The organism is Streptococcus halotolerans (genome assembly GCF_001598035.1).
In the GTDB taxonomy this organism is placed as follows: domain Bacteria; phylum Bacillota; class Bacilli; order Lactobacillales; family Streptococcaceae; genus Streptococcus; species Streptococcus halotolerans.
Genome location: NZ_CP014835.1, coordinates 1,716,818 through 1,740,469, shown reverse-complemented (window position 1 = coordinate 1,740,469; position 23,652 = coordinate 1,716,818). Strand labels below are relative to the sequence as shown.

21 protein-coding genes, 1 tRNA gene and 1 other RNA gene are annotated in these 23,652 nt (G+C 37.9%); 10 read left to right on the top strand and 13 right to left on the bottom strand.

Features of this window, described 5'->3' with window-relative positions; translation table 11 throughout:
* Positions 1 to 72 precede the first annotated feature (72 nt).
* From A2G56_RS08015 to A2G56_RS08005, 3 genes are all read right to left on the bottom strand, one after another.
* On the bottom strand, positions 73 to 1,059 hold the full coding sequence (locus A2G56_RS08015) for a LacI family DNA-binding transcriptional regulator (RefSeq protein ID WP_062711242.1): 987 nt from the start codon (positions 1,057 to 1,059) through the stop codon (positions 73 to 75).
* Positions 1,060 to 1,176: 117 nt separating this feature from the next.
* On the bottom strand, positions 1,177 to 2,643 hold the full coding sequence (locus A2G56_RS08010) for a glycoside hydrolase family 32 protein (protein WP_062711239.1): 1,467 nt from the start codon (positions 2,641 to 2,643) through the stop codon (positions 1,177 to 1,179).
* A gap of 10 nt (positions 2,644 to 2,653) precedes the next feature.
* Positions 2,654 to 4,093, bottom strand: coding sequence for a sucrose-specific PTS transporter subunit IIBC (locus A2G56_RS08005; RefSeq protein WP_062711234.1), 1,440 nt, complete (start codon positions 4,091 to 4,093; stop codon positions 2,654 to 2,656).
* Between the two features lie 178 nt (positions 4,094 to 4,271).
* Between A2G56_RS08005 and nrdI the strand changes: the two genes are divergently transcribed.
* The 4 genes from nrdI (at position 4,272) to A2G56_RS07985 (ending at position 7,023) form a co-directional block, all read left to right on the top strand.
* A complete protein-coding gene (gene nrdI, locus A2G56_RS08000) occupies positions 4,272 to 4,727 on the top strand; it encodes a class Ib ribonucleoside-diphosphate reductase assembly flavoprotein NrdI (protein ID WP_062711231.1) in 456 nt (151 codons plus the stop codon).
* 122 nt (positions 4,728 to 4,849) lie between these two features.
* Positions 4,850 to 5,887 (top strand): M42 family metallopeptidase, encoded by a 1,038-nt coding sequence (locus A2G56_RS07995; protein WP_062711228.1) that lies wholly within the window; start codon positions 4,850 to 4,852, stop codon positions 5,885 to 5,887.
* A gap of 127 nt (positions 5,888 to 6,014) precedes the next feature.
* A complete protein-coding gene (locus A2G56_RS07990; protein WP_062711224.1) occupies positions 6,015 to 6,521 on the top strand; it encodes an STM3941 family protein in 507 nt (168 codons plus the stop codon).
* A gap of 1 nt (position 6,522) precedes the next feature.
* On the top strand, positions 6,523 to 7,023 hold the full coding sequence (locus A2G56_RS07985; protein ID WP_062711221.1) for an AAA family ATPase: 501 nt from the start codon (positions 6,523 to 6,525) through the stop codon (positions 7,021 to 7,023).
* 25 nt (positions 7,024 to 7,048) lie between these two features.
* On the opposite strand, the gene A2G56_RS07980 is transcribed toward A2G56_RS07985, so the two are convergent.
* From A2G56_RS07980 to A2G56_RS07935, 10 genes are all read right to left on the bottom strand, one after another.
* Positions 7,049 to 7,855, bottom strand: a complete 807-nt coding sequence (locus A2G56_RS07980; protein ID WP_082785129.1) for an endonuclease/exonuclease/phosphatase family protein — start codon at positions 7,853 to 7,855, stop codon at positions 7,049 to 7,051.
* A 199-nt stretch (positions 7,856 to 8,054) separates the two neighbouring features.
* On the bottom strand, positions 8,055 to 10,244 hold the full coding sequence (locus A2G56_RS07975) for a PTS transporter subunit IIBC (RefSeq protein WP_062711217.1): 2,190 nt from the start codon (positions 10,242 to 10,244) through the stop codon (positions 8,055 to 8,057).
* 273 nt (positions 10,245 to 10,517) lie between these two features.
* A complete protein-coding gene (locus A2G56_RS07970) occupies positions 10,518 to 10,976 on the bottom strand; it encodes a hypothetical protein (protein WP_062711214.1) in 459 nt (152 codons plus the stop codon).
* A gap of 5 nt (positions 10,977 to 10,981) precedes the next feature.
* Positions 10,982 to 11,734: a MurR/RpiR family transcriptional regulator gene (locus A2G56_RS07965; RefSeq protein ID WP_062711211.1), complete on the bottom strand. Its 753-nt coding sequence runs from the start codon at positions 11,732 to 11,734 to the stop codon at positions 10,982 to 10,984.
* Between the two features lie 126 nt (positions 11,735 to 11,860).
* Positions 11,861 to 13,207 (bottom strand): 6-phospho-alpha-glucosidase, encoded by a 1,347-nt coding sequence (locus A2G56_RS07960; RefSeq protein WP_062711208.1) that lies wholly within the window; start codon positions 13,205 to 13,207, stop codon positions 11,861 to 11,863.
* Between the two features lie 11 nt (positions 13,208 to 13,218).
* Entirely contained in the window at positions 13,219 to 14,832 is a 1,614-nt protein-coding gene (locus tag A2G56_RS07955; protein WP_062711205.1) for an alpha-glucoside-specific PTS transporter subunit IIBC, read from the bottom strand.
* Between the two features lie 656 nt (positions 14,833 to 15,488).
* Entirely contained in the window at positions 15,489 to 16,235 is a 747-nt protein-coding gene (locus tag A2G56_RS07950; RefSeq protein WP_062711202.1) for a 16S rRNA (uracil(1498)-N(3))-methyltransferase, read from the bottom strand.
* The gene (gene prmA / locus A2G56_RS07945; RefSeq protein WP_062711199.1) at positions 16,236 to 17,183 is read right to left on the bottom strand and encodes a 50S ribosomal protein L11 methyltransferase; all 948 of its coding nucleotides are present in this window, start codon (positions 17,181 to 17,183) and stop codon (positions 16,236 to 16,238) included.
* A gap of 340 nt (positions 17,184 to 17,523) precedes the next feature.
* Positions 17,524 to 18,432, bottom strand: coding sequence for a GIY-YIG nuclease family protein (locus tag A2G56_RS07940; RefSeq protein ID WP_062711195.1), 909 nt, complete (start codon positions 18,430 to 18,432; stop codon positions 17,524 to 17,526).
* 2 nt (positions 18,433 to 18,434) lie between these two features.
* Positions 18,435 to 18,905: a DUF3013 family protein gene (locus A2G56_RS07935; RefSeq protein ID WP_062711192.1), complete on the bottom strand. Its 471-nt coding sequence runs from the start codon at positions 18,903 to 18,905 to the stop codon at positions 18,435 to 18,437.
* A gap of 96 nt (positions 18,906 to 19,001) precedes the next feature.
* Here A2G56_RS07935 and A2G56_RS07930 point away from each other — a divergent pair, with 96 nt between their 5' ends.
* From A2G56_RS07930 to A2G56_RS07905, 6 genes are all read left to right on the top strand, one after another.
* The gene (locus A2G56_RS07930) at positions 19,002 to 19,499 is read left to right on the top strand and encodes a GNAT family N-acetyltransferase (protein WP_062711190.1); all 498 of its coding nucleotides are present in this window, start codon (positions 19,002 to 19,004) and stop codon (positions 19,497 to 19,499) included.
* The gene (locus A2G56_RS07925; protein ID WP_062711188.1) at positions 19,492 to 20,760 is read left to right on the top strand and encodes a replication-associated recombination protein A; all 1,269 of its coding nucleotides are present in this window, start codon (positions 19,492 to 19,494) and stop codon (positions 20,758 to 20,760) included. Before A2G56_RS07930 ends, A2G56_RS07925 begins: the two co-directional genes overlap by 8 nt.
* A gap of 76 nt (positions 20,761 to 20,836) precedes the next feature.
* A non-coding RNA gene (gene ssrS, locus A2G56_RS07920) (6S RNA) lies at positions 20,837 to 21,031 on the top strand.
* A 5-nt stretch (positions 21,032 to 21,036) separates the two neighbouring features.
* Positions 21,037 to 21,109, top strand: a tRNA-Lys gene (locus A2G56_RS07915).
* Positions 21,110 to 21,299: 190 nt separating this feature from the next.
* Positions 21,300 to 22,160 (top strand): Rgg/GadR/MutR family transcriptional regulator, encoded by an 861-nt coding sequence (locus A2G56_RS07910; protein ID WP_062711185.1) that lies wholly within the window; start codon positions 21,300 to 21,302, stop codon positions 22,158 to 22,160.
* A 137-nt stretch (positions 22,161 to 22,297) separates the two neighbouring features.
* Positions 22,298 to 23,536: an MFS transporter gene (locus A2G56_RS07905; protein ID WP_335339156.1), complete on the top strand. Its 1,239-nt coding sequence runs from the start codon at positions 22,298 to 22,300 to the stop codon at positions 23,534 to 23,536.
* The last annotated feature ends 116 nt before the right edge of the window (positions 23,537 to 23,652 follow it).

The window sequence follows — 23,652 nt, the reverse complement described above, 5'->3', positions numbered from 1 at the left end:
TTCGTTCACTTTTTAGATTCCAAAGATAACACCCTTAACTCTACTTCTTTTTTGTACTAGATATTTTACTATTTACCGGGTTGTCTTCCCTTCAGTAAAAGAAACAGGAATTTTCTTACGAACAACTGGATGATTGTTGTTCCGATCATTGATACGTTCTAATAAACAAGCTACTGCCTCTTTAGCAATTGTCGGAACATCTTGACGGATGCTAGATAGAAATACAGGTGCAGAATAACTTTGCTGACTTCCGTCAAAACCTATTAATTGGATGTCTTCAGGAACTCTTATATTTCTTTGTGTTAGCAATTCGTAAACATTAAAAGCATGCGTGTCTGACGCTGTTAAGATACCGTCAACTTTTATTTGACCAGAGACTATCTGATTGATAAATTCAATCAGTCTGTTTTGATACTCTTTGCGAGAATCACTATCATAGCAGAGATGGTAAGGAATATCATATTCCTCACAGTAAGCTTTAAAACCATCTAAGCGAGCTGTCGTATCATTTTCATACGAAGAACCATGACCCACGTAAGCTAGAACAGAACTTCCCCTTTGAGATAAAACTTTCGCACCCAGATACCCCCCACGATAATTGTCGCTGGAAATAAAATCGGTATTAGCTGAAAAAAAACGGTCTATACTAACGACAGCCATGTCTGAGGTGATATAGTTATCGATATTACTATAGGTAATCGCAATAATCCCATCGACTTTGTTTTGACGTGCCATTGTGACATACTCTATCTCGGCATCCAAATTATCCCTGGTATTGCAAAGAATCAATTTAAGACCCTGCTCTCTTAAAGTCTGTTCTATATAATAAGTCAACTCACTAAAAAAAGGATGCCAGATACTTGGAATAATCAAAACCACACTGTTAGTTCGATTGGTTTTTAAACCTTTCGCATAGGCATTAGGCTCGTATTCCAATTCTTTGATAGCTCCCTCAACAGCAATCCTAGTTTTCTCCTTAACTTTAAATCCGTTGAGGTACTTAGAAACTGTTCCTACAGATACTCCAGCTAATTTAGCAACATCTTTTATCGTAGCCATCTATTACTCCATTCTTTGGTGCTTATATTTATCGATTATAACATAACTAAAAACAAGCTTGAGATCGAAATAATCCCAAACTTATTTTATATTTTTCGTAGAAGCTGACACTGATTATTAAATTTCCCACAAATCTAATTCATAGGATGTTTTACCTTTACTTGATAATTGCAGTCCGTTAGCTTCTTTTTTACTAAAAATACGGCTTGTAAATACCTCAAAGCCATTGTTAATAAAAATTTCAAGGCTAGATTCATCTAAAAATAAATGAATATCTAAATTATCTGCCTGAAATTCACATGATCTTATACGACCATACTCAGCTGTCATTGTTTCTCCAGCATTGCTTAAATCTAGCTGCAATCTGGATCTACTACTATCATAAGAAAAGATGGTCTTCTCTCCATCTCCCTTACGCAGAGTTAGCGCAAAATATTCCAGCTCATCTAAGGTTAAGCTAAGTTGCAATTCATAAGTACGAGACGTTTCAGAGAAGTTAAGTGTTTCATCATTTAAGTTTCCACTAAAATAACTGTGGGACTTCCTCAACCCTTCTAATTCCTTTATAGGGCGTTGATAAAGATGACCCTTTTCAACAATCAATTCTCTCGGCAGAGTCAAACAGTGTGCCCAACCATAGACATCTGTCACACAATCTACTCCCGGAAGTCCTAACCATCCTACTAAGAGTCGACGACCTAGGTGATCTTGCATCGTCTGAGGAGCATAGAAATCAAATCCTCTATCCAATTCCTTGAATTTATCATGATGAAACTGACCTGTACTAAAGTCAATAGGATTCCCCATCAGATAACCGGACTGAAAAATATTGCGATATTTTTCACCTTCAGGTGACATGCCTTGAGGGGAGAATAACAGCACGCCTTGATCATTTTGCTCAAAGTAATCTGGGCACTCCCACATATAACCAGCGTTGCTATAATCGGCGGTATCAATCGTGCCTCGATACTCCCAATCTACTAAATTTTCAGATTTATAATAAACGATTTTGCCCCTATTATCGGTAGTTTCTGAACCAATTAAACATATATACTGCCCCTGATATTCGATTACTTTAGGGTCTCTGAAATTATCTGTAAATCCATTTGGACTATCTGAGATTAGGGGTAATTTAGATTTTTTGATATTTCCATACTGATTCATAACAGCATGACACTGGTAGGGGATTCTCATCCAGTCAGCTGTTCTAGTATTTCCCGTGTAAAATAAATGTAGCTCGTCTTCTACAACTAAACCACTTCCTGAAAACACACCATGGCTATCATAAGCACTATCTGGCTCCAAGGCTACACCTTCATCTTTCCAATTCAGTAAATCTTCGGATGACACATGATACCAGTATTTAACACCATGTACGGGTCCTAAAGGAAACCATTGATAAAACAGATGGTAGCGCTCCTTATAATAACTAAATCCATTAGGATCATTTAACAAACCTGTCTTAGGTTGTATATGAAATTTTTGGCGGTAAGGAGATCTTGCAACCTGTTCTAACAATTTTTGGTAAGCTTCTTGCGTAACATCCTCTAATCGCCTATAACGTTCTTCACGTGTCCATTCCATAGCTTAACCCTCAAATAACTTCCTTTTTCAAGAATAGTTTATGCAAAACAAAGGTCATCACAAATGAAACCGCAAAGGCAATAGTAATTGCTACTAAAAATTGCCCCATTGACTGAGGTCTCATTACAATGACTCCTGGAATTCCAGCAGGGCCTTGCGAAACAGACAATACTTTCATCAGCGTAGCATAACCAGAACCTGCTGCCGAACCTATCAAGGCTGCAATGAATGGATAACGTAGTTTTAGGTTAATACCAAAAAGTGCTGGCTCAGTAATCCCTAAAAGAGCTGAAGTTCCAGCTGCGGGAGCAATACTTTTTAGTTTCAAATCGTTCCTCATTAAAAAGAAGATAGCCAAAGCAGCAGCTCCCTGTGCAACGTTTGAAGCAGACACAACTGCAAAAGTTGGAGAACCGCCTAACGTTTCAATATTAGATAAAATTTGCATTTCAGCTGTTACTAAACTATGATGCATTCCTGTAATAACTAGAAGTGGGTAAAGAACACCATATATAGCACCTCCAACAGCTCCTAAATCATAGAAAAGCCATAAGACGAACCCCGTCAAACCATCTCCCACAAACCTCATGATTGGACCTATCACCACAAATGTAATCAATGCAGTAAATAGCACCGATACCAATGGCGTAATAATCATGTCTAAAATAGCTGGGACAACCTTACGACAAGTTTTTTCAATAATAGCTAATACAAAGGAAGCTGCAATGACTGGTAAAACAGTGCCTTGATAACCAACCTGTGCCACTTTTAATCCAAAAATATTCCAAAAGGGAAGAGTATTATTTGCTAAAGCTTCTGCGTACCCATAACCATTTAATAAATCTGGGTGAATCATAATCGCTCCAATAACCGCGCCGAGAACTGGAGTAGCACCAAATATCTTAGCAGCAGAAAACCCAATAAGTATTGGAAGAAAAACAAAAGCTGCATTGGCAAAAAGGTTTATCATACTTGCTACATCTGCAAATTGTGGATACACTTCCACTAGTGTTTTTCCCGAAATAAACAGACCCTTAGCTGTTAGGACATTGTTCAAGCCCATCAGCAAACCTGACGCCACCAAGGCAGGCAAAATAGGCACAAAAACATCTGCTAGGGTTTTTAAAATCTTTTGTAAAGGGTTGAGCTTAGTTGCAGCGGTATTTTTAAATTCCTCTTTACTGACCTCCGCTAGATTCGTTAAAGCCATAAACTCTTCGTAAACCTTATTCACAATGCCTGTTCCCAAAATAATTTGAAACTGACCACCATTATTAAAATGTCCTTTTACCAAGTCTAAGCTTTCAATTTTTTCAATATCAATTTTTGATTCATCTTTAATAACCAATCTTAAACGGGTTGCACAGTGGACAGCTGTTGAAATATTTTCTTTCCCACCAACCGATTCAATGATAGAAGCGGCAGTTTGTTTGTAAGCATCTTTAACCATCTTTAACTCCTTTTGTAAAAAGTGAAACGTTTCATATTTTTATGTTAGCACTAATAAAAAGCATTGTCAACTCTTTTAGAATCAATATTACAATCAAATAAAACGTTTTCTTTCATTTTGGATAAAGGTTGTATTTTAAAATAACTTTCTTTATAATTACAACTAGAAAGGAAGCACTATGTCTACACTAACCCTTGTCTACGTCAGTCTCAGTGGCAATACTCACAGTTTTGTCAAACGCTTTGCTAGTTTTCTCAAAGAAAAGCACAACATTGACTCCAGATTGATTAACATCAAAGACCTTAAACACGAAACGTTTCCTGTCAAAGAACCATTCCTTGCCCTCCTTCCGACTTATCTTGAAGGTGGAAACGGTCTGGATAGTGGAGATACCGAGATTTTGACGACACCATTGCGACAATTCATCGCAGCTCATGATAACTACAAAAACTGCTTTGGTATCATCGGTTCCGGTAACCGTAACTTCAACAACCAGTATTGCCTTTCAGCCAAACAATACGCTGAACAATTTGGCTTCCCCATGTTAGCTGACTTTGAACTTAGGGGAACATCAGCTGATATCGAACGCATCGCCCCAATTGTTCTGGAGACTTGGCAGACGTTTGAGAAGTAATAAGACCACTAAAGAGAAGATAGCAAAAGCTTTAAGTGCTAGTTTTGGATGCTTTAACTGGTCCTACTATTTGAATGGCATGTCTATAATCCTATTAGCAATATACTGACAAAGGAGAATTTATGAAAACAACCGTAGATTATATCACAACACTGACTAACATCCCTTCGCCAACTGGCTTCACCAAAACGATTATGAACTACATTGTGTCAGAATTACAACATTTTGGTTATGAACCCATCCGCACTCATAAGGGAGGGGTTATGGTCTCTATCGAAGGCCAAGATAACCAGCAACACCGTGTGGTTACTGCCCACTTAGACACACTAGGAGCCATGGTTCGCGCCATCAAACCAGATGGACGCCTTAAAATGGACTTAGTCGGTGGCTTTGTTTATAACGCTATCGAAGGCGAAAACTGCACTATCCATGTCGCAAAAACTGGCAAAGAAATTTCTGGAACCATTCTCATGCACCAAACGTCTGTTCATGTTTACAAAGATGCTGGCACTGCCGAACGTAATCAAGCTAACATGGAAATACGTCTGGACGAAAAAGTTACCAGTGCTGAGGAAACACGTGCTCTAGGAATCGAAGTTGGAGATTTCATTTCCTTTGATCCCAGAGTTGTTGTCACTCCAAACGGTTTCATCAAATCACGTCACCTAGATGACAAGGTCAGCGCAGCCATTCTCCTAGAACTGCTCAAAACCTATCAAGAAGAAAAGACCAAACTGCCACACACAACCCACTTCTACTTCTCAGCCTTCGAAGAAGTTGGTCATGGTGCCAACTCAAGTCTTCCAGCTCAAACTGTTGAATACTTAGCTGTCGATATGGGAGCCATGGGAGATGACCAAGCCACTGACGAGTACACGGTCTCTATCTGTGTCAAAGACGCTTCTGGTCCTTACCATTATGAGCTTCGTCAGCACATGGTTTCGCTTTGTGAAGCTAACCACATCCCTTACAAATTAGACATCTATCCTTACTATGGTAGCGATGCTTCAGCTGCTGTTAGTGCGGGAGCTGAAGTCAAACATGCCCTCCTTGGTGCTGGAATCGAATCAAGTCATTCCTACGAGCGTACTCATACAGACTCTGTGGAAGCGACCGAGCGTCTAGTCGATGCCTATCTCAAAAGTCCAATGATAGACTAGTTGACCTTAAAAACCGAGGTCGTCATCTACTCAAATCTCTTAACGAACCTCATGATTGACCTCACTAGCTTTAAATACCAAGTATAGACAGCAAAGCCTAAATGGAAGACACATCAGGAGAAAACACATGCCAGAACCTATTATTGTCTCTCATAAAAAAACAGGAGATATCATCTACGCTTTTGGAGCTCTCTGCTTTGTATTAATAGGTATAGTCTTCCTAACTGTTCCCAGTCTTTCCGTTCAATTAGCAGGACTACTCTCAATTGCCTTTTTTGGTTTTTGTTTGGTTATGTACATCAAGAGAATCTTCAGAACGCATCCCTTACTAATCATTGACGAGCAAGGAATCACTGATCATTCTTCAGCCTTGGCTATTGGGTTTATTCCTTGGAAGGACATTGAAAACATTGAAATCCGCCATATGTTCAACCAGATTTTTATCAGTGTCGAGGTCACCTCTCATGAGGCCTATTTGGCAAAAATGACACCCCTTCAACGCCATGCTACAAAAGCTAATCTTAAAATGGGATACCCTCTCGTCAACATCACTCTGAACACCACCGGAACAAACCCTCAAACTATTCACCAAAGAATTAAGGAAGACTTTGGACACTATTACAGAAAGGATTGATATGGCGACTTTAGTCATTATACGTGGCAACTCTGGATCGGGAAAAACCAGTCTAGCTCATTCTCTTCAAAAAGAGTTAGGCGAAAATACCCTTTTACTATCTCAGGATTTACTAAGACGAACAATGCTTCAAGCCCATGATGGGTTCGATACGCCAACTGTTCCTCTTCTCCTTAATTTACTAGACTATGGTTTTAATCATCATCAAACGACTATTTTAGAGGGTATTTTAAAATCAGATTGGTACCAACCAGTCTGGCAAAGAATCATCGAACGTTATGGTTTAGCAAATACTTATGCTTACTACTACGACCTGCCTTTCTATGAGACACTAAAACGCCATAATACTCGTGATAAAGCTAACGAGTTTGGAGAAGACGCTCTCAAACGTTGGTGGGTAGAAAAAGATTATTTAGCGGACATTCCTGAAACAAAACTAACAAAAACACTTTCTCTAGAAGTAGCTAAAACTCTCATCCTTTCAGACCTTAAAAAGTCCTGATGACACTAATCATCAGGACTTTTTCTTATATTAGCTCAATCTCCAAACCAAAATGATCACTCACCACTGGGCCATTGTTTCCATCAAAAACGACTGTTGAAGACTTGACCTTAAAAGACCTATTTACAAAGGCGTGATCAACTTTGAGAGCTAACTCATTGCCTTCCCAACCATCAACATCAGCTAGAATGGTGTAGTCTCCTAAAAATTGTTCTGCTACCACATGACTATCTTGGAGGTTCAGGGAGCTGTTGATAACTTGTTGATAACCTTCATTTCCAGTGGGATTATTGAAATCTCCCATTAAAATAAGAGGATTATGCTCATTTTCAAGGGCTTGAGCAAGACGAGGCCACTCCGTCTCAAAGCCTTTTTCCCACCAAGACAAGTGTAAGCTGACAACAGAAATAGCCTGTCCATCAACCTGCGTACGTGCTAAAAGTGCTCGCCTTGTATGGTGATCAGTAGGATCTACCGATTCTGACGCCAAAATATCCAATGCTTCAATTGGTGTCTTAGATAAAATAGCTACGCCTTCATGAAAATAATCATAACCAATGTGGTTGTAGACCCAAGACCAATGATAGTTAACACCTTGCTCCTTTAAAGCTGTCACTAGCTTTAGAGCATAATTGTCTTCGTGAATAGGTGGATTAACCATTAAATGTTGATAATTAAAAGGTTCTACTTCACTAGCTTCAATAAGTTGGTTGATTTCCTGTAAGCAGATGATATCATAATCATTTTCTAAAATAGTTGAAAGCAAACCCTGGAACTTTATTTCCATGTCTTCCTCTCTCCACGAATGTGTATTTAAGGTTAGTAACTTCACAATTAATTCCTTTCTATACTTCGGACATCATTATAAGGTTCCGATACGCGATACTTCCAAAAAGGGTAACTACAACGTAGAACTAATATCCAGAAAAAACAAGTGGTCCTGTTCAGTATAACATACTGAACAAGCGTCATAAACGAAAGAATCCGAGCTTTTGACTCAGATTCTATAATTATAGCTGCTTTTTAAGCACTTATAGGCTAACACGCGCAACCATTTCTTTAGCAGACTGATGGCCTGTCTTGTCTAATGAGACAGATTCAATTTCAGCTGTATTAGTAAAGGCAACAACAGTTGTCACTTCACGTCCTGCCGAACGAATCGCATCAAGATCAGCTACGACTAAAAGATCACCTAGAGACACGCGTTGTCCGTCAGTAACTTTAGCTGAGAATGGTGCACCGTTAAGAGCTACGGTATCAAGACCTACATGAACTAACACTTCCAAGCCATTATCTGTTAATAGTCCAAAGGCATGCTTAGTTGGAAAGACGCTAGTTACGACACCAGATACTGGTGAGTAGATATTACCAGATTCAAGTTCAACCGCAAAACCATCTCCCATCATTTTTTGTGAAAAGACCGGGTCAGAAACGTCTGTAATCGGAAGAACATCACCATCAGCAACAGTTGCAATGGTTTCGATAACACCCTTAAATGATGTATTTACTTGTGATGTTTGCGCAACTTCTTGCGTTGTTACTGTTGGAATCTCAGCACCTGAATCCAACAAATCTTGAATGTCAGATTTTAAGATATCAGCTTTTGGTCCGTAAACCGCTTGAACACCATTTCCTTTGACAATTAAGCCCATAGCTCCAGCTTGTTTCCAAGCATTTTCAGAAGCAACTTTTTCAGTATCATTTACACTAACACGAAGACGAGTCATACAAGCATCTACATCAGCGATATTAGCTTTACCACCGAGAAGGTTAATGACTTGAACAACCTGTGAGTTAGCATCAGCAACTGCACCAGATTCTGTGCTTTCTGCATTATCACCTAGCATATCGGCATCATAGTTACCATTACGACCTGAAGTAGCTAAATTCATTTTCTTAATCATGAAATCTGCAACAAAGTACATAATAGCAGCAAAGAGAAGAGATACCCAAACAAAGTTGACAAGGTCCATTCCCAAACCAGCTTTAATAGCCATAGGTGTACGTGTTAACAGTTCAATATTACCAAATGAGTGAACACGAAGGTTAACAATATCTGCCATTGCAAAGGCTGCCCCTTGAAGGAGTGCGTATACAACATAAAGTGGCATTGCAGCAAACATGAACATGTACTCAAGAGGTTCGGTAACACCTGTTAAAAATACCGCTGCTGCAGCTGATACAAACATTGCTTTGTATTTTTTCTTCTTATCAGGATCAACGTTGCGATACATTGCAAGTGTGAGTCCCATCAAGATACCAGTTGCACCAATCATTTGACCAACTTTGAAACGAGCTGGTGTTACTGAGTTAAACAAATCATTATAAGCAGCTGTATCGCCAGCACCTTTAAGATTTACTAAGTCTGTTACCCAAGCCAACCAGAGTGGGTCTTGTCCAAACACTTGACTACCGGCACCTGAACCTGTCAAGATATCATAAGTACCACCAAGAGCAGTATAGTTCATAGGAATCGTCAACATGTGGTGAAGACCAAATGGCAAGAGTAGACGTTCCAAAGTACCATACAAGAATGGTGCTAATACTGGTGCTGTGTCTTGTGATGAAGCAATCCATTTACCAAAGCCGTTAATTCCTGATTGAATAACTGGCCAAAAGAGCGCCAATACAATCGCTACGATAGCAGAACGAAGGATAACCACAAATGGCACAAAGCGTTTACCATTAAAGAAAGTCAAGGCATCCGGTAATTTGCGGTAATTATAGTACTTGTTGAAAGCAGTAGCACCAACAAAACCAGCAATAATACCAACAAATACCCCTGTATTAAGAGCAGGATACTCCAAGACACTTGTAAAGTAATCAGAAACCACCATCTTAGTGCCTAAGAAACTTGTCAAAGTAGCTTTAGAATCGGCAAGCATGTCGCCTGAAACACCATAGATAGCACCTGTGATACGGTTGATCAAGACAAAGGATAAACCGGCTGCAAAGGCACCACCAGCACGTTCCTTAGCCCAGCTACCACCAATTGCCAAAGCAAAGAGCAAATGAAGGTTACCAATAACGGCCCAACCAATTTGAGCTACGACATTACCGATATTTGCTAAAACAGTAGAATCTTGGTTAATGAGAGGGATAGAGTTCCCAATACTAACCATCAGACCCGCCGCTGGCATAACCGCAATAACAACCATCAAACATTTTCCGAATTTTTGCCAAAACTCGAAACTAAAAAATTGTTGAAATTTTTCTTTCATGTGACTTCTCCTCATGATATTTAGACACAATGTCTTTAAGTTGAACTTACGCAAGCGTTTGCGTTGTTTGTAACATTATTATAACACCTTTTTAAAATTTGTAAAGCGATTTCACATGAAAAAATTAAAAATCTTTTTAAATTTGAGTTGCTACTCAGTCAAAAAAGAGAGAACCAATTTGATCCCCTCAAGATATATTTTTCATCGACAGCTCTATAATAAACAATAAAACCGTTAAAAACATATATGAATACATTATGTACTATGACAATCTCATACCAATAATCGTAGTCTAAGCAAAACAAATAATAAAAAAGCAGATATCAAGAGTACTATAAATATTAATCCTTTAATGCTCGGGCGCACCTTTTTCAAGCTTAAATCAAAAGTATATTTTTTTGATTTAAAATACAAAAAAACAAGAATGGCACCTAAAATATTTAGCATGCAGCATTGCTGAATCAGAATGACATATAATACCCCTTTAGCCTCGTGTTCAGAGAAATCAAATTTCTCTTCATTAATGAGTATTAAAAAATTACCTAATGTCACCATTGCAATTAAAAACCCAATAGCAAAACTTGCCTGACTATGAAGTAAGTGTTGTAAATTTTCTCCAGAAGAAATAGCTGTTATATATAAATACATGACAATTGCTAAAGAGGATACTATCCAATATCCTAGCAGAATCCTTTTAGAAAAAAGTGCTGTATTAATTTTTAAATTAAACATATCTTTCACCTTTTAAGATTGTAATCTATTATTTTCCTGTATATATAATCCATTGTTACATTAAGAGGCATTAACGAATCAGTGGTTTTATCAGGTGTGAACTGAAAAGGAGTGGTCTGATAATGTATGGCATAATCCGAGTGTTTATTCATAAAATTATCGCCCAACCTACTAATACTAATAATAGGAACTTTCCTTAATTCAAGCGCTAAGAAATTAGATTGAATATTTTTGGCCGATCCACTTAGCGACGCTACTATAACAGCATCTCTATTTGAAATAACTGGCATTGTTAAATCCAGCTCTGTCTTATTTGGTATAACAATAATAGTTTTACCGAGTGGAACTAATAGTGTTGCAAACTCTGATAAAATTCTTCGTTGAGACGACCCTGTCCCGTATGCATAAATAATATTCGCATTATGAATAATTTCAAAAATTTCGGTGAAATCAACTTTTTCAAGTAAATCCAATGTTTTCATAATATCCACCGATTGTAATGCAATGGAATCACTAAAATCGTCAACTCTTTGCTTATTATACTCTTGTCTCAATGAGTATTTAAATTCAGAATAACCAGAAAAGCCAAACTTTTTTACTAAACGTAAGACAGTTGATTTTGAAGTAAAGGTTTTTTCAGCCAAGTCAGTTATACTTAGAGTATGCAATACATCCTTATGCTCTAACATGTAAGCAACAATATCTTTGTCTAATTCCCCAAGTACTTTTTGGTGCTCCGCTATTAACTGCTCAATCATATTTTTTCAAACCTTCTTATGAAATTATTGATAATAGCATTATACCAAAATTATCAGTGTTTGACTTAGTATTAAAAAGGGGATGCAACTAATAGGCATCCCTTTTAAACTAATTTACGAAAAACATTATCGAAGTTCTGGCCAATACTCTTTATTTGCTTCAATTAAATCATCCAAAATTTGCTTAGCTACACGAGCATTTGGAACCATTTTTGAGAGCGTGAGTGCTTGCCATAATTTTTGATAAGAACCCTCTTCCCATGCTTCAACAACAAGTTTTTCCACTGATACTTGTTGCTCCATCATTCCTTTTTGGAATTGAGGAATCTTACCTTGACAGATTTTTTCTGGTCCATTAGATGTTACAATACATGGTACTTCAACCATCGCAGTAGAATCAAAGTTTTCAATTGCACCATCATTTTCAACAATCAACAACATTCTTTCATGTGTATTATAAGCTAAAGCTGTTGCTAAATCTACGATGTAAGAAGCATGGTCGTCAGCTGTAAATGTAGTACCAGCTGCACTACCTTCAGAAACTATGCGGTTACACTCTGTAAATACTAACTTTTCTCGATGGTCCATAACCTCATTTGCGCGGGTGTAGTTAGGATCTGCAAGCGCAAATTCATCTTGTGAATAAAAATAGTATTTTAAGTAAGTGTTAGGAAGTGTGTTTGGATCCAGTACTGCAACTTCTTTTGCTTTTTCAAAAGTATGCATCCAACTAGCTTCAACTTCTTCAGAATTTTTATTGTCTAGCTCATTCGGTGTCACATATCCATGTTTCTGAACGTAATCTTTCAGTTTTGGCATCAAATCATTTCCATCGTGATCTCGAATGTCAGTCCACCAACCGAAATGATTTAAACCATAATATCGAACAACAAAGTCTTTACGAGACTCAAGTCCTAAAATTTCTGCCATTCGATACTCAATACCTACAGGCATATCACAAATATTGATAATACGACTATTTGGTCGTAATTTACGAGTTGCTTCAGCCACAATAGCTGCTGGATTAGAATAGTTTAACATCCATGCATTTGGAGAGTATTTTTCCATAAAATCGATTAGTTCAATAACACCTCCAATTGAACGCATACCATAAGCAATGCCTCCTGGGCCGCAAGTCTCTTGGCCTACTACACCATATTTAAGTGGGATTTTTTCATCTTTTTCTCGCATTGCATACTTACCAACGCGGATATGGGCCATAACAAAATCTACATCTGTAAAAGCTGTCTCAGGATCAGTTGTAGAAATGAATTTTATTTCTGGGGCTCTTTCTTTTAACAAAATTTCACAAGCATCTGCAACTTGCTTTTGTCTTTCATAGTCATTGTCATAAAATTTAATTTGTCGAATTGGCATTCTATCCTGATGATTGAGCAACATCATAATAATACCAGGTGTAAAGGTTGATCCTCCTCCTGCAACAACAATAGAAACTGGTTTACGATTAGACATTATGAATCCTCCTATAAATTATCTTTCGAATATTTTACCAAGTTGTCGAATTCTTCTCTAACTTGTGGTACATCCAAACCAACAATAATTTGAATATTATTACCTTTTTTAACTAAGCCGTGAGCGCCACTAGCTCTAAACACTGAATCATCTTGGACAAGCCCCTCATCCTTAACTGTTAAACGAAGGCGAGTCGCACAATTAGTCACACTATTGATATTTTCAACACCTCCTACAGCTTCTAGGAAAGCTGCGGCACGTTCTAAATAGGCGCTACTCTTTGGTGAGTCAGTATTAGCATTAGTACTAGTGCTACCTTTCTTATCTTTATAATCTTGTTTAGAGTATAATTTCATTTCAGCATTTGGATCTACAGCTCGTCCTGGTGTCATAACATTGAATTTCATGATTAAAAACCTAAATACGAGGAACCAGATTACGGTATATATTAAACCAACTAGTATATGTGTGAAAACAGTCGCTGAATGATTAGCAAACATCGGAATCCATCCTCTAGTCACAAAGTCTATCAGACCTCCACCGTAGTCACCTGTTACTCCAAAGAAATATAAAGTTGCTGCTAAGAAAGCTGCTAATACAGCGTGAACAGCAAACAGAGGTGGTGCAACAAATAAGAAAGTAAACTCTAAAGGTTCAGTAATACCAGCTAACACAGCCGTCAAAGTTACTGGAATCATCATTGCCAAAACTTTTTTCCTATTTTCTGGTCTAGCTGTATAATAAAATGCCGCAGCAATACCAGGAGAAGCAAAAACTTTAGAGTTTCCGTGGAGCGCAAATCCACCTTCTGGGAACAGAGTCTTCAACGACTCTTTTGAAGCTGCAAATTCATTTAAATGAGAGAACCAGTACTGAGTAATACCTCCCTCAACAACAGCTGGTCCAAAAACAAATGGTGTATAAACAAAATGATGAAGCCCCGTAGGGATTAGTATTCTTTCTAAGAAAGTATATATCCATACACCTACAACACCAGATGACGCCATAACTACTTGTAAAGAACTAATTCCTAGTTGTACTTTTGGCCAAATTAAACAAATTAAGAATGCTAGGGGTAACAATATTGCAAATGCAATCATAACAACAAATGAAGAACCTTGGAATGTTCCTAAAAATTCAGGCAATGATTTTTCAAAATAACGGTTGTGCAAATAAATGACAATAGAAGCAATCAGTATCGCACCGATAATGCCGGTATCCAAGGTCTTAATACCCGCAATAGCCTTCAATCCACTGATACCACCAGGATCTTGAGAAAAATCTACACCAAAAGCTTTATCTTTATACGTTAATATAGTATTAATAAAATAATTTAATGTGAGATAGCTGACGACCGTCTCCATAATGGCTCGGGCATTTGCTTTTCTAGCTAATGCTATTGGTAAGCCAATAACGAATAATAGTTCCATATTATTAAAAACAGTCCAAGAACCGTTTTCAACAATTTTCCAAAATAAATGCCACAGTGTGCCTTCCGCTGCAAGTCCTCCAACAAATAGTTCATTATTAGCTACAGTTGCTATTGAAACCATTATCCCTGCAAAAGAGAAGAGTAACACTGGAGTAAACATCGCGCCACCAAAACGCTGAAATTTCTCCATCATATAAACTAATTTCCTTTCTACTGCTCAGCGCTAAGCATTAGTTATTTTTTACTTGTTGATTAAATATTAATATATTTTGAATGCGTTTACAATACTATTTCTAAAGGATGATTCTAGATAACAGTTCTGAAACAAAAATTCAAAGTGTGGGAAAATTCCCATGCATGAAGCAGTTAACAAGGCTATATTGCTAACTCACTAAAGCTACCTTACTTCTATACTAAAATAAAGTTCTAATAGTCACCATCAATGGTATATTATGAAACAACCCTTTTATCTTCAGGAATTTTAAAGATTCTTTATCATTTATACCATCAAATCAATAATGTCTAATCAAGCTCTTGTTCGTGAGATGGCAACATCCATTCTCACGAACAACTGATCTAGCAGTTCCCTCTCCCAAGACAAACCCTATTTTTTCTACACTCCTTGGACATACGAAATCCCCTCATAGTTTCTAGTGAAATATTCTTTACTTCGCTAGAAACTATGAGGGGATTAGACTACTGTCGAACAGAACTCTACATCGTTCACTTTCTATTTTTTGTTAGCCTTTGTCTCAGATTCTCATGATTACATATCAGTTATCAACTACAAGTAGCAATGGCCTCTAATGATCTTCGAAAGTTAAAAAACTAATGGCTTTCTTAATCCAATTATAGTCCCCACAATTCTGTCGCGAAGCTGATAGCTGACAGGGCATATAATGGCGCAGTTTCCGTCCGCATGATACGGGGACCAAGTCCACAGGTTAGGGCTCCTGCAGCTTCTAAGGTTGCGACTTCTTTAGGTGAGATACCTCCTTCAGGCCCAAAAACAAAGAGGATTTTAGTTCCTTTTTCCATGTCTTTCAATTCACGCGCCAAGACAGCCATTTCTCCTGCTTTGGCAGATTCTTCATAGGCGATAAAAATCTTATCAAACTCGTCCAAACACTCCACAAAGTCTTTCTTATCGTCAAATAATCGTACTTCTGGCACTCGATTTCGTTTTGACTGCTCCGCAGCCCCAAGAGCTATTTTAGCTAATTTGTCTTCCCTTTTGGCTATTTTTTTACCATCCCACTTGACCACTGACCAATCCGCTGGAAAAGCCCAAATGGCACTTGCGCCTAACTCTGTCGCTTTTTGCGTAATCAAGTCTAGCTTATCTCCCTTGGGAAAACCTGAAGCTATCGTGACACGAACTGGTAATTCCACATCGTCAAGCCATTCCTCGACAAGCTCAAAAGAATGTTCCGAAGCATCCAAAACCTTAGCCAAGTGTTTGACACCGTCTTCAAAAACGAGAACAACTTCATCACCTTCAACCAAGCGCATGACGCTAAACATATGCTTAATGGTATCTTTATCAGTGATCATAATAGGATTTTCAGGCCTTCCTTTTACAAAATACTGCTGCATCTAGCCTCCAATCACACCGGAAATATCGTCGGTTTTTTTGAAAATACAAGCGTTCCACTCACCCTGAATCATATGAGTTTCAAGGAAGAAACCAGCCTTTTCAGCACTCGCGCGAACCATCTCCCACTTGTCAGCAATGATACCAGACATGATCAGATAGCCCTCATCCTTGACCAAGCGATAAGCATCCTCTGTTAGATGAATGAGAATATCTGCCAAAATGTTAGCCACAATAACACCTGCCTCAATGGCAACACCTTTCAACAAATCGCCAGCTGCCACATGAATGTTTTCCATATTAGGATTCATATCGATATTTTCCTGAGCCACGCGCACCGCTACATCATCCAAATCATAGGCAAAAATCTCCTTGGCACCCAAGAGTGAGCTAGCAATTGACAGCACTCCAGAACCAGTTCCGACATCAAGGACAGTCTCCCCACCACGGAGCACCTGCTCCAAAGCAAACAAGCTCATCTTGGTCGTCGGGTGCGTCCCCGTGCCAAAAGCCATACCCGGATCCAGCTTAATGACCTTCTCGCCAGCACCAGCCTCATAGTCCGTCCACGACGGCACAATGGTCAAGTCGTGAGTGATACGAGCAGGCTCGTAGTATTTTTTCCAGTTGTCAGCCCAGTTTTCCTCGGCCAATTCTTTTGAATCAAGGGTGTAATCCCCCATTACTATCCCAGATTTAGCCAGTCTTGCAAGACCAGCTTGAAGGTTCCCCGTCACTTCAGATAAGTCCATCGTATCAGGATAATAAGCCGTGATCGCAATCATATCAGACTGCTCCACTTCAGGATAAAGCTCACCAAAGCGATCCTCCTGGCCAATATAATCAGCAGAGTCCGCAATCGCAACCCCCTGACTCCCTGTTTCAATAAGGAGGTTAGAAACCGCCTCCTCAGCCTCACGCAAAACGTGAATGGTAAGTTCGTTCCACATAATTAAGATACAAAGGGACGCTTCGCTTGCGAACATTTTTGTAGAAAAATAGGAAAACTAACGACACCACTCGCGTCTCGGCAGTTTTATCTTTTCTCCTAGAAAATTCGTCCCGTGTTCAGTTTAACTTTTTATAATAAACTGAACTTTCCTTTCTATTTCATTTTTGTTCAGGGCGGGTTCAGTTAGATAAACTAACTAAACCAATTCCTTTTCCGTTATTAAGTTTTGCCCGCTTTTATACCCGAGTTCAGCTAAACGATCCCAAAAGTTTCTTACTATCTCTTCTTCTATGGTAAATTCACCTAGTTAAACTATCTGAGTCCGTGCTTTTTAGGCTTTAGTCATTTATTTCTCGTTCTTCTAATTCTTTTAGAGTCATACCTGTCTGATTTTTCCAGTCTGTCCGTCCGTTCGTATTCATTCCTAAAACAAACGTGGCTGCCGTTGAAGCGCTATTGAACAGTTGATTTTGCTGCAAGATGCCACCTTGAATCATACCTTTCTTTACAAGTTCTTCCCTTAGCTTCTGTACCGCCTGAGAAAGATACGGAGCAGCAATCATGTCAACCATGCTCCCTTTTAAGACCACAAAACCTTCCGTAGTTCGTTTGCAAGTTGCTCTAATTTCCTGCTTAGCTTTCTTTATCCTACGTTTAAGATAGAGAAGCTGTTCATTATCTTGCTGTTTCACCTGAGCAATAGACTCTGGCTGAATAAGCGGTACAAACAACTTATAACCTAACGTACCGATAATCATAGTCGCATATTCGATGATTTCATCTAATTCTGCCTGCTTCTCCTCGGTTACATGACCTGGATTGGGTTCATTGCTATTTTTGACTACAAAACGTCTTGCCTCTTTCGCAAGATTGGTGAACGAATTTTCTAAATAGCTAATTTCTGTTGGACCAAAGGAGTTATTTTGTGTCGTCAGAATAATCACATCGTTGAAATAATCTGAATGGGAATCTCTGGTATGCTCCTGCACACGAAACAGGACACCTTCGCCATTTTTCCGAGTGGTCGCTTGGCCAATATAGGTAATATCCTTCTGACTATTATCGTCCTTACCAAACAGAAAATAAATCCCACTTCGCTTAAGCTCATCGCGCTCCTTAAGACTAGCAAGTTGAATCCGCGGAATTTTATACAAAACTCCTGTCCAATTGGAGAGGGTGCACTTCATACGTCCTGTAACATCCCCATCCATCAGAAAAATATTGATGTTTTTTCTCCGACCTACCATCTCTAATACCTCGGATAACCATAAAATTCCGTCTCTACCAACTCTGCCCTACCTTTTTCAAAGGCGTTGTCATCCCACTTGAGAGCAAATTCTGGGATGCTATCGTCTTGTAAGAAGTCCATGAGGTCGCTAATTCCCTCCATAGTCACATCATTCAACGTTTTGGCAAAATAGTCTAAAAACTCACGTGACAAACCTTTTTTGGGTTCATAAGGGATAGCTACCAAGTAATCTTCTGGATCAAACTTGGTTTTAGCTGGGTTATAAAAGAGGATAAAATCTTCGAAAACAATGTCATCATTAGAAACTTCCGCCACATCATCAATGACTTCAACCTCTGACTTGTTTTGCGCTTCTAAAACAACCACAACTTCTACCGCATGATTTTTTTTATCCCAGTCCATCGCAAAGTCTACATCTAGGTGATTTTCTAATGCTTCTTCTAAAACCGATAAAAATCCAAACTTAGCCATGCTTTCCTCACTCAAGAATGATATTAAAATCACTTCTCGTCTCATTATTTATAGTATAATAATTCTAACATAATTTAACCGAAGGAAAGTATAAAAATGAACATTCGTTACATGACCTTGGACGATATTGAGGACATTGTCTCACTGGAAAATAAGGTCTGGACAGCAGAAACAACGCCTGCTCCCTTACCCATCTCTGACCCTAACAAGGTCATTGAAAAATATGAAAACAATACTAAATATCTAATCGCTGAAGACAAGGATGGTCTTGTCCTAGGTGTTCTGGATTTCCATGCCTTTTATCCTTTTGAATCTGGCAAACATGTAGTGACTTTTGGCATTGCCGTTGATCCTGAGGAACGTCGAGAGGGCGTTGGACAAGCTTTGATTGACGACTTCTTTAAAGAAGCGATAGCCGAAAACTATCGTAAGGCTATCATCCATGTTCTTAGCACCAATCATCAAGCTGTGCAATTCTATAAGGAATTAGGCTTTACCCAAGAAGCTTGCCTCAAAGAAACCTACCTCATCAATGGAAACTATGTGGATGACTTGATTTTCACTTACACTTTGGAGGAGGATAGTAATGCCTGATAATTTAGCCCTGCGCATGCGACCACGCAATATCTCAGAAGTCATTGGGCAGGAGCATTTGGTGGGGGAGGGAAAAATTATCCGCCGCATGGTTGAAGCCAACATGCTCTCTTCCATGATCCTCTATGGCCCTCCCGGAATTGGGAAAACCTCCATCGCCAGTGCCATCGCTGGAACCACCCAGTATGCTTTTCGGACGTTTAATGCTACGGTTGACACTAAAAAACGCCTGCAAGAAATCGCTGAAGAAGCCAAGTTTTCTGGTGGACTGGTACTGCTGCTAGACGAGATTCATCGCCTTGATAAGACTAAGCAAGACTTTCTCCTGCCACTTTTGGAAAATGGCAATATCATCATGATTGGTGCCACAACGGAGAACCCTTTTTTCTCTGTTACCCCCGCTATCCGCTCCCGTGTTCAGATTTTTGAGCTGGAGCCTTTGGATAATGATGACATCAAGCTAGCTATCCAAACGGCCATCTCAGACAAGGAGCGGGGCTTCGCTTTCGATGTGCATTTGGACAGCGCAGCCTTAGACTTTATCGCTACAGCAACCAATGGAGATCTGCGCTCTGCCTACAATTCCCTCGACCTAGCTGTTATGTCCACACAAGAAGACGCTGACGGTAGTCGCCACATCACGCTAAACACGGTTGAAAACAGTTTACAGCGCAGCTATATTACCATGGATAAAGATGGAGATGGTCACTACGATGTCCTCTCAGCCCTGCAAAAGTCTATCCGTGGCTCTGATGTCAATGCTAGCCTCCACTATGCCGCGCGCCTTGTGGAAGCTGGAGACTTGCCAAGTTTAGCGCGACGATTAACCGTTATCGCCTATGAGGATATTGGCTTGGCCAATCCTGAAGCCCAGATCCACACCGTAACCGCTTTAGAAGCAGCACAAAAGATTGGTTTCCCCGAGGCCAGAATCTTAATAGCCAATGTAGTCATCGATCTAGCCTTATCACCAAAATCCAATTCAGCATACCTTGCTATGGATGCTGCTTTAAAAGACTTACGACGTTCAGGAAATCTTCCCATCCCAAGACATTTGCGAGATGGTCATTACGCTGGTAGTCAGGAATTAGGCAATGCCCAAGACTATAAATACCCACATGCTTATCCAGAAAAATGGGTCAAGCAACAATACCTACCCGATAAGTTGAAGCAGGCAAATTATTTTGACGCCAATGAAACAGGTAAATACGAACGGGCTCTCTCTGCTAATAAACAGCGAATTGACAAGCTTTCTCAATAACCTCACAGCAACCGCTTCCAAAAATTGAGATTTTCTCTTGAAATTTTTAAAAAAAGTGGTATCATAATTAATAGAAATATGGCTGTGGTATACGAATTCACATCTAAGTGTTGACCGACTAATTCTTTGTATTTTCGGGAGACAAACGTTTCTTGACAGTATGCAAGCCGTTTCACGCGGAAGCAACTAAAGCCAAGAACAAGTCGCCCACCTGCTTTATTGCGCGGGTTCAATACAAGCCGTGAATCATCGGTACCAATACAGCTTTTTCTTTACGCCTCCTTAGCTCAGTTGGTAGAGCAGTGGACTCTTAATCCATGGGTCACAGGTTCGAGCCCTGTAGGGGGCAAAGTACAATATTTGAAAAAAAGCCTTTAGTATAGGGCTTTTTTGTGTATTTGGAAAGTAACTAGCACTACGAGTATACTCCATAAATACAGAGAGCTGAAGAAAAATTATTTTAAATAATGTAAATAGTTTCAAAAAATATTTGAAATAATAATATTAATAAGAATAAATAAAAGTAATAGGAGGAAGATATGCTAAGTAAAATGGGAGAGGCATTTAAAAGTATGAGAAAATCAAGAGGAATAACTTTGAGTGAAGCAACTGGAGAAGAGTTTTCAGAATCTATGCTTTCTCGTTTTGAAAGTGGTCAATCTGAGATGTCTGCTCAAAAACTTTTTACTTGTTTAGATAATATTTATTTGGATATTGAAGAATATAACTTATTAGTTCGAGAATACAAACCAACAGACTTTTCTACACTACAAAAAAACGTTCATCACTTCTACAATCCATATAATGAAATTGAGTTAGAAAAATTAGCGGAAAAAGAACTAGATAAAATTAAAATTGATGGCCGAGAACAATATCATAAACTAAACAATATATTAATTAAAGCTAGAATCAAATCCGTGAATAATAATTATTTCATTTCCGATGATTTGATTGAATATCTAAAGAATTATCTCTTTTCGATGGTAAATTGGGCAAATTATGAATTAACGCTTTTCTCAGAAACTATTCATCTCTTTGAGCCAAACGCATTTTTAAAATATTGTCAAGAAATGCTACATCGCTCTGATTTTTATAAAAGACTTCCTTATAATAGTACTCTTATTCAGACAATACTAATAAATGGTATCTTCTATAGTGCCGAAAAGAATAGACTAGAAGATGCTTCAATATTAATTGAGACAATAGAACAAAATTTCTCCCAAACTCGAGATGCTTATCTAAAAATTGTTTTTATGATTGCCAATGGTTATTATCTAACAAAATTTGATAAAAACAAAGGAATCTCTTTAATTAAAAAGGGAATCAACATCTTTAAAGATTTAGGCTATGATGACATTTCAACTTATTACTACAATGAATTCAAACATATCATAGATTAATTTTTTTGCTTATATTCAAAAAATATATTTAAACAATAAAGACGACTATTTATTTTATGCTGAAAAATTGTTATTAAACACTAGTTTTTATGTTGAGTATAAACTCGTTGAAAAAGAACAATTTATTCAAGTATTTAATGACTATATTGGGGTTATTAATGAATCTACTGATAAATAACAGATTTTTCAGATATACTTCTATATCTACCTTTTTAAATCAATTTGGCTCTTCAATATATAACATTGTTTTTATCATTTATGTTGCCTCTACATATCATTCAAAAACTCTTGTAAGCATAGCTAACATTATATTGATGATCCCAGTATTGTTTCAACTATTAATAGGACAATGTGCTGATAGAGTTAAAAACAGAGCCAAATGGTTGATTGGGGGAGGAATCTCTCAGTCCATATTATTTATTATAATTGCCTATTTAACCACTCAGAAATCATATTTAGTATTTTCTGTAATTTGTCTTATCAACATTGTTTCTGATTGTATCTCTAATCTATTGTCTGGGGTTTCAATGCCGATATTTAAGCATCATATCCCTCAATCTGAACTAATGTCTGCTTACTCGATTCGACATATTATTTCCTTCATTTGTGGAATAGGTGGACAAACCTTTGGTATTTGGTTACTTGAAATTTCAAACAAAAACTTTGGTTTTGTTGCCATAATAAATGCTTCTTCCTTTTTGATGTCATCAATTATTTTAGTATCTATTAAATCGTTATTGATAACTAATAAAGAAAAAATAGCAAAATTCAATTTTTCAAAAAATTTCTTAGAAATGTATAACGCGAGTAAAGGAATTTTTTCAACTAAATCTGACAGTCAATTTATCAAATTAATAACGACTGTAATGATTTCAAATATACTAGGATCTGCAATCATCCCCATTTTTAATCTATACTTTCTAGAGAATAAATGGCATAACTTCTCTTACGGACAAACGTTATTAATTCTGAACACTACAATGATTTTAGGAAATATTTTAGGAAGTCTATTTCCTAAAGATTTTTTCTCAAGATTACCTTTAAAAAAAATACTAGTATTAGAACTATATAGTTTTGCATTAATAGCAATTTCTCTATTTTTGAAGTTTCCATTTATTTTTGTACTTTTTGTCTTTTCTTTTAACTGTTTTTTAGTAGGAAAATTTAACCCTAAGTTCAGTGCAACTCTAATGACAAATGTTCCTGATAATATGCTTGCTCAAGTATCATCATTTATTTCATTCTTAGTTATGATCAGCATTCCGATTGGAACTAGTATCTTCTCTATAATTTACGTATTTAATAGTAATATTCTTTGGATATTATTTTTAAGCTTAACAATTATTGGGTTATATTTTCAAGTTGAATCTCGGTAATATAGAATTTTAACTTCCCAATTTGTAAAATTAAGCTATACAGAAAAAAGCCCTAGAAATAGGGCTTTTCGTGTGCCTTGAGATGGATTTGTCCCCAAAATATTATTAATGTTTTT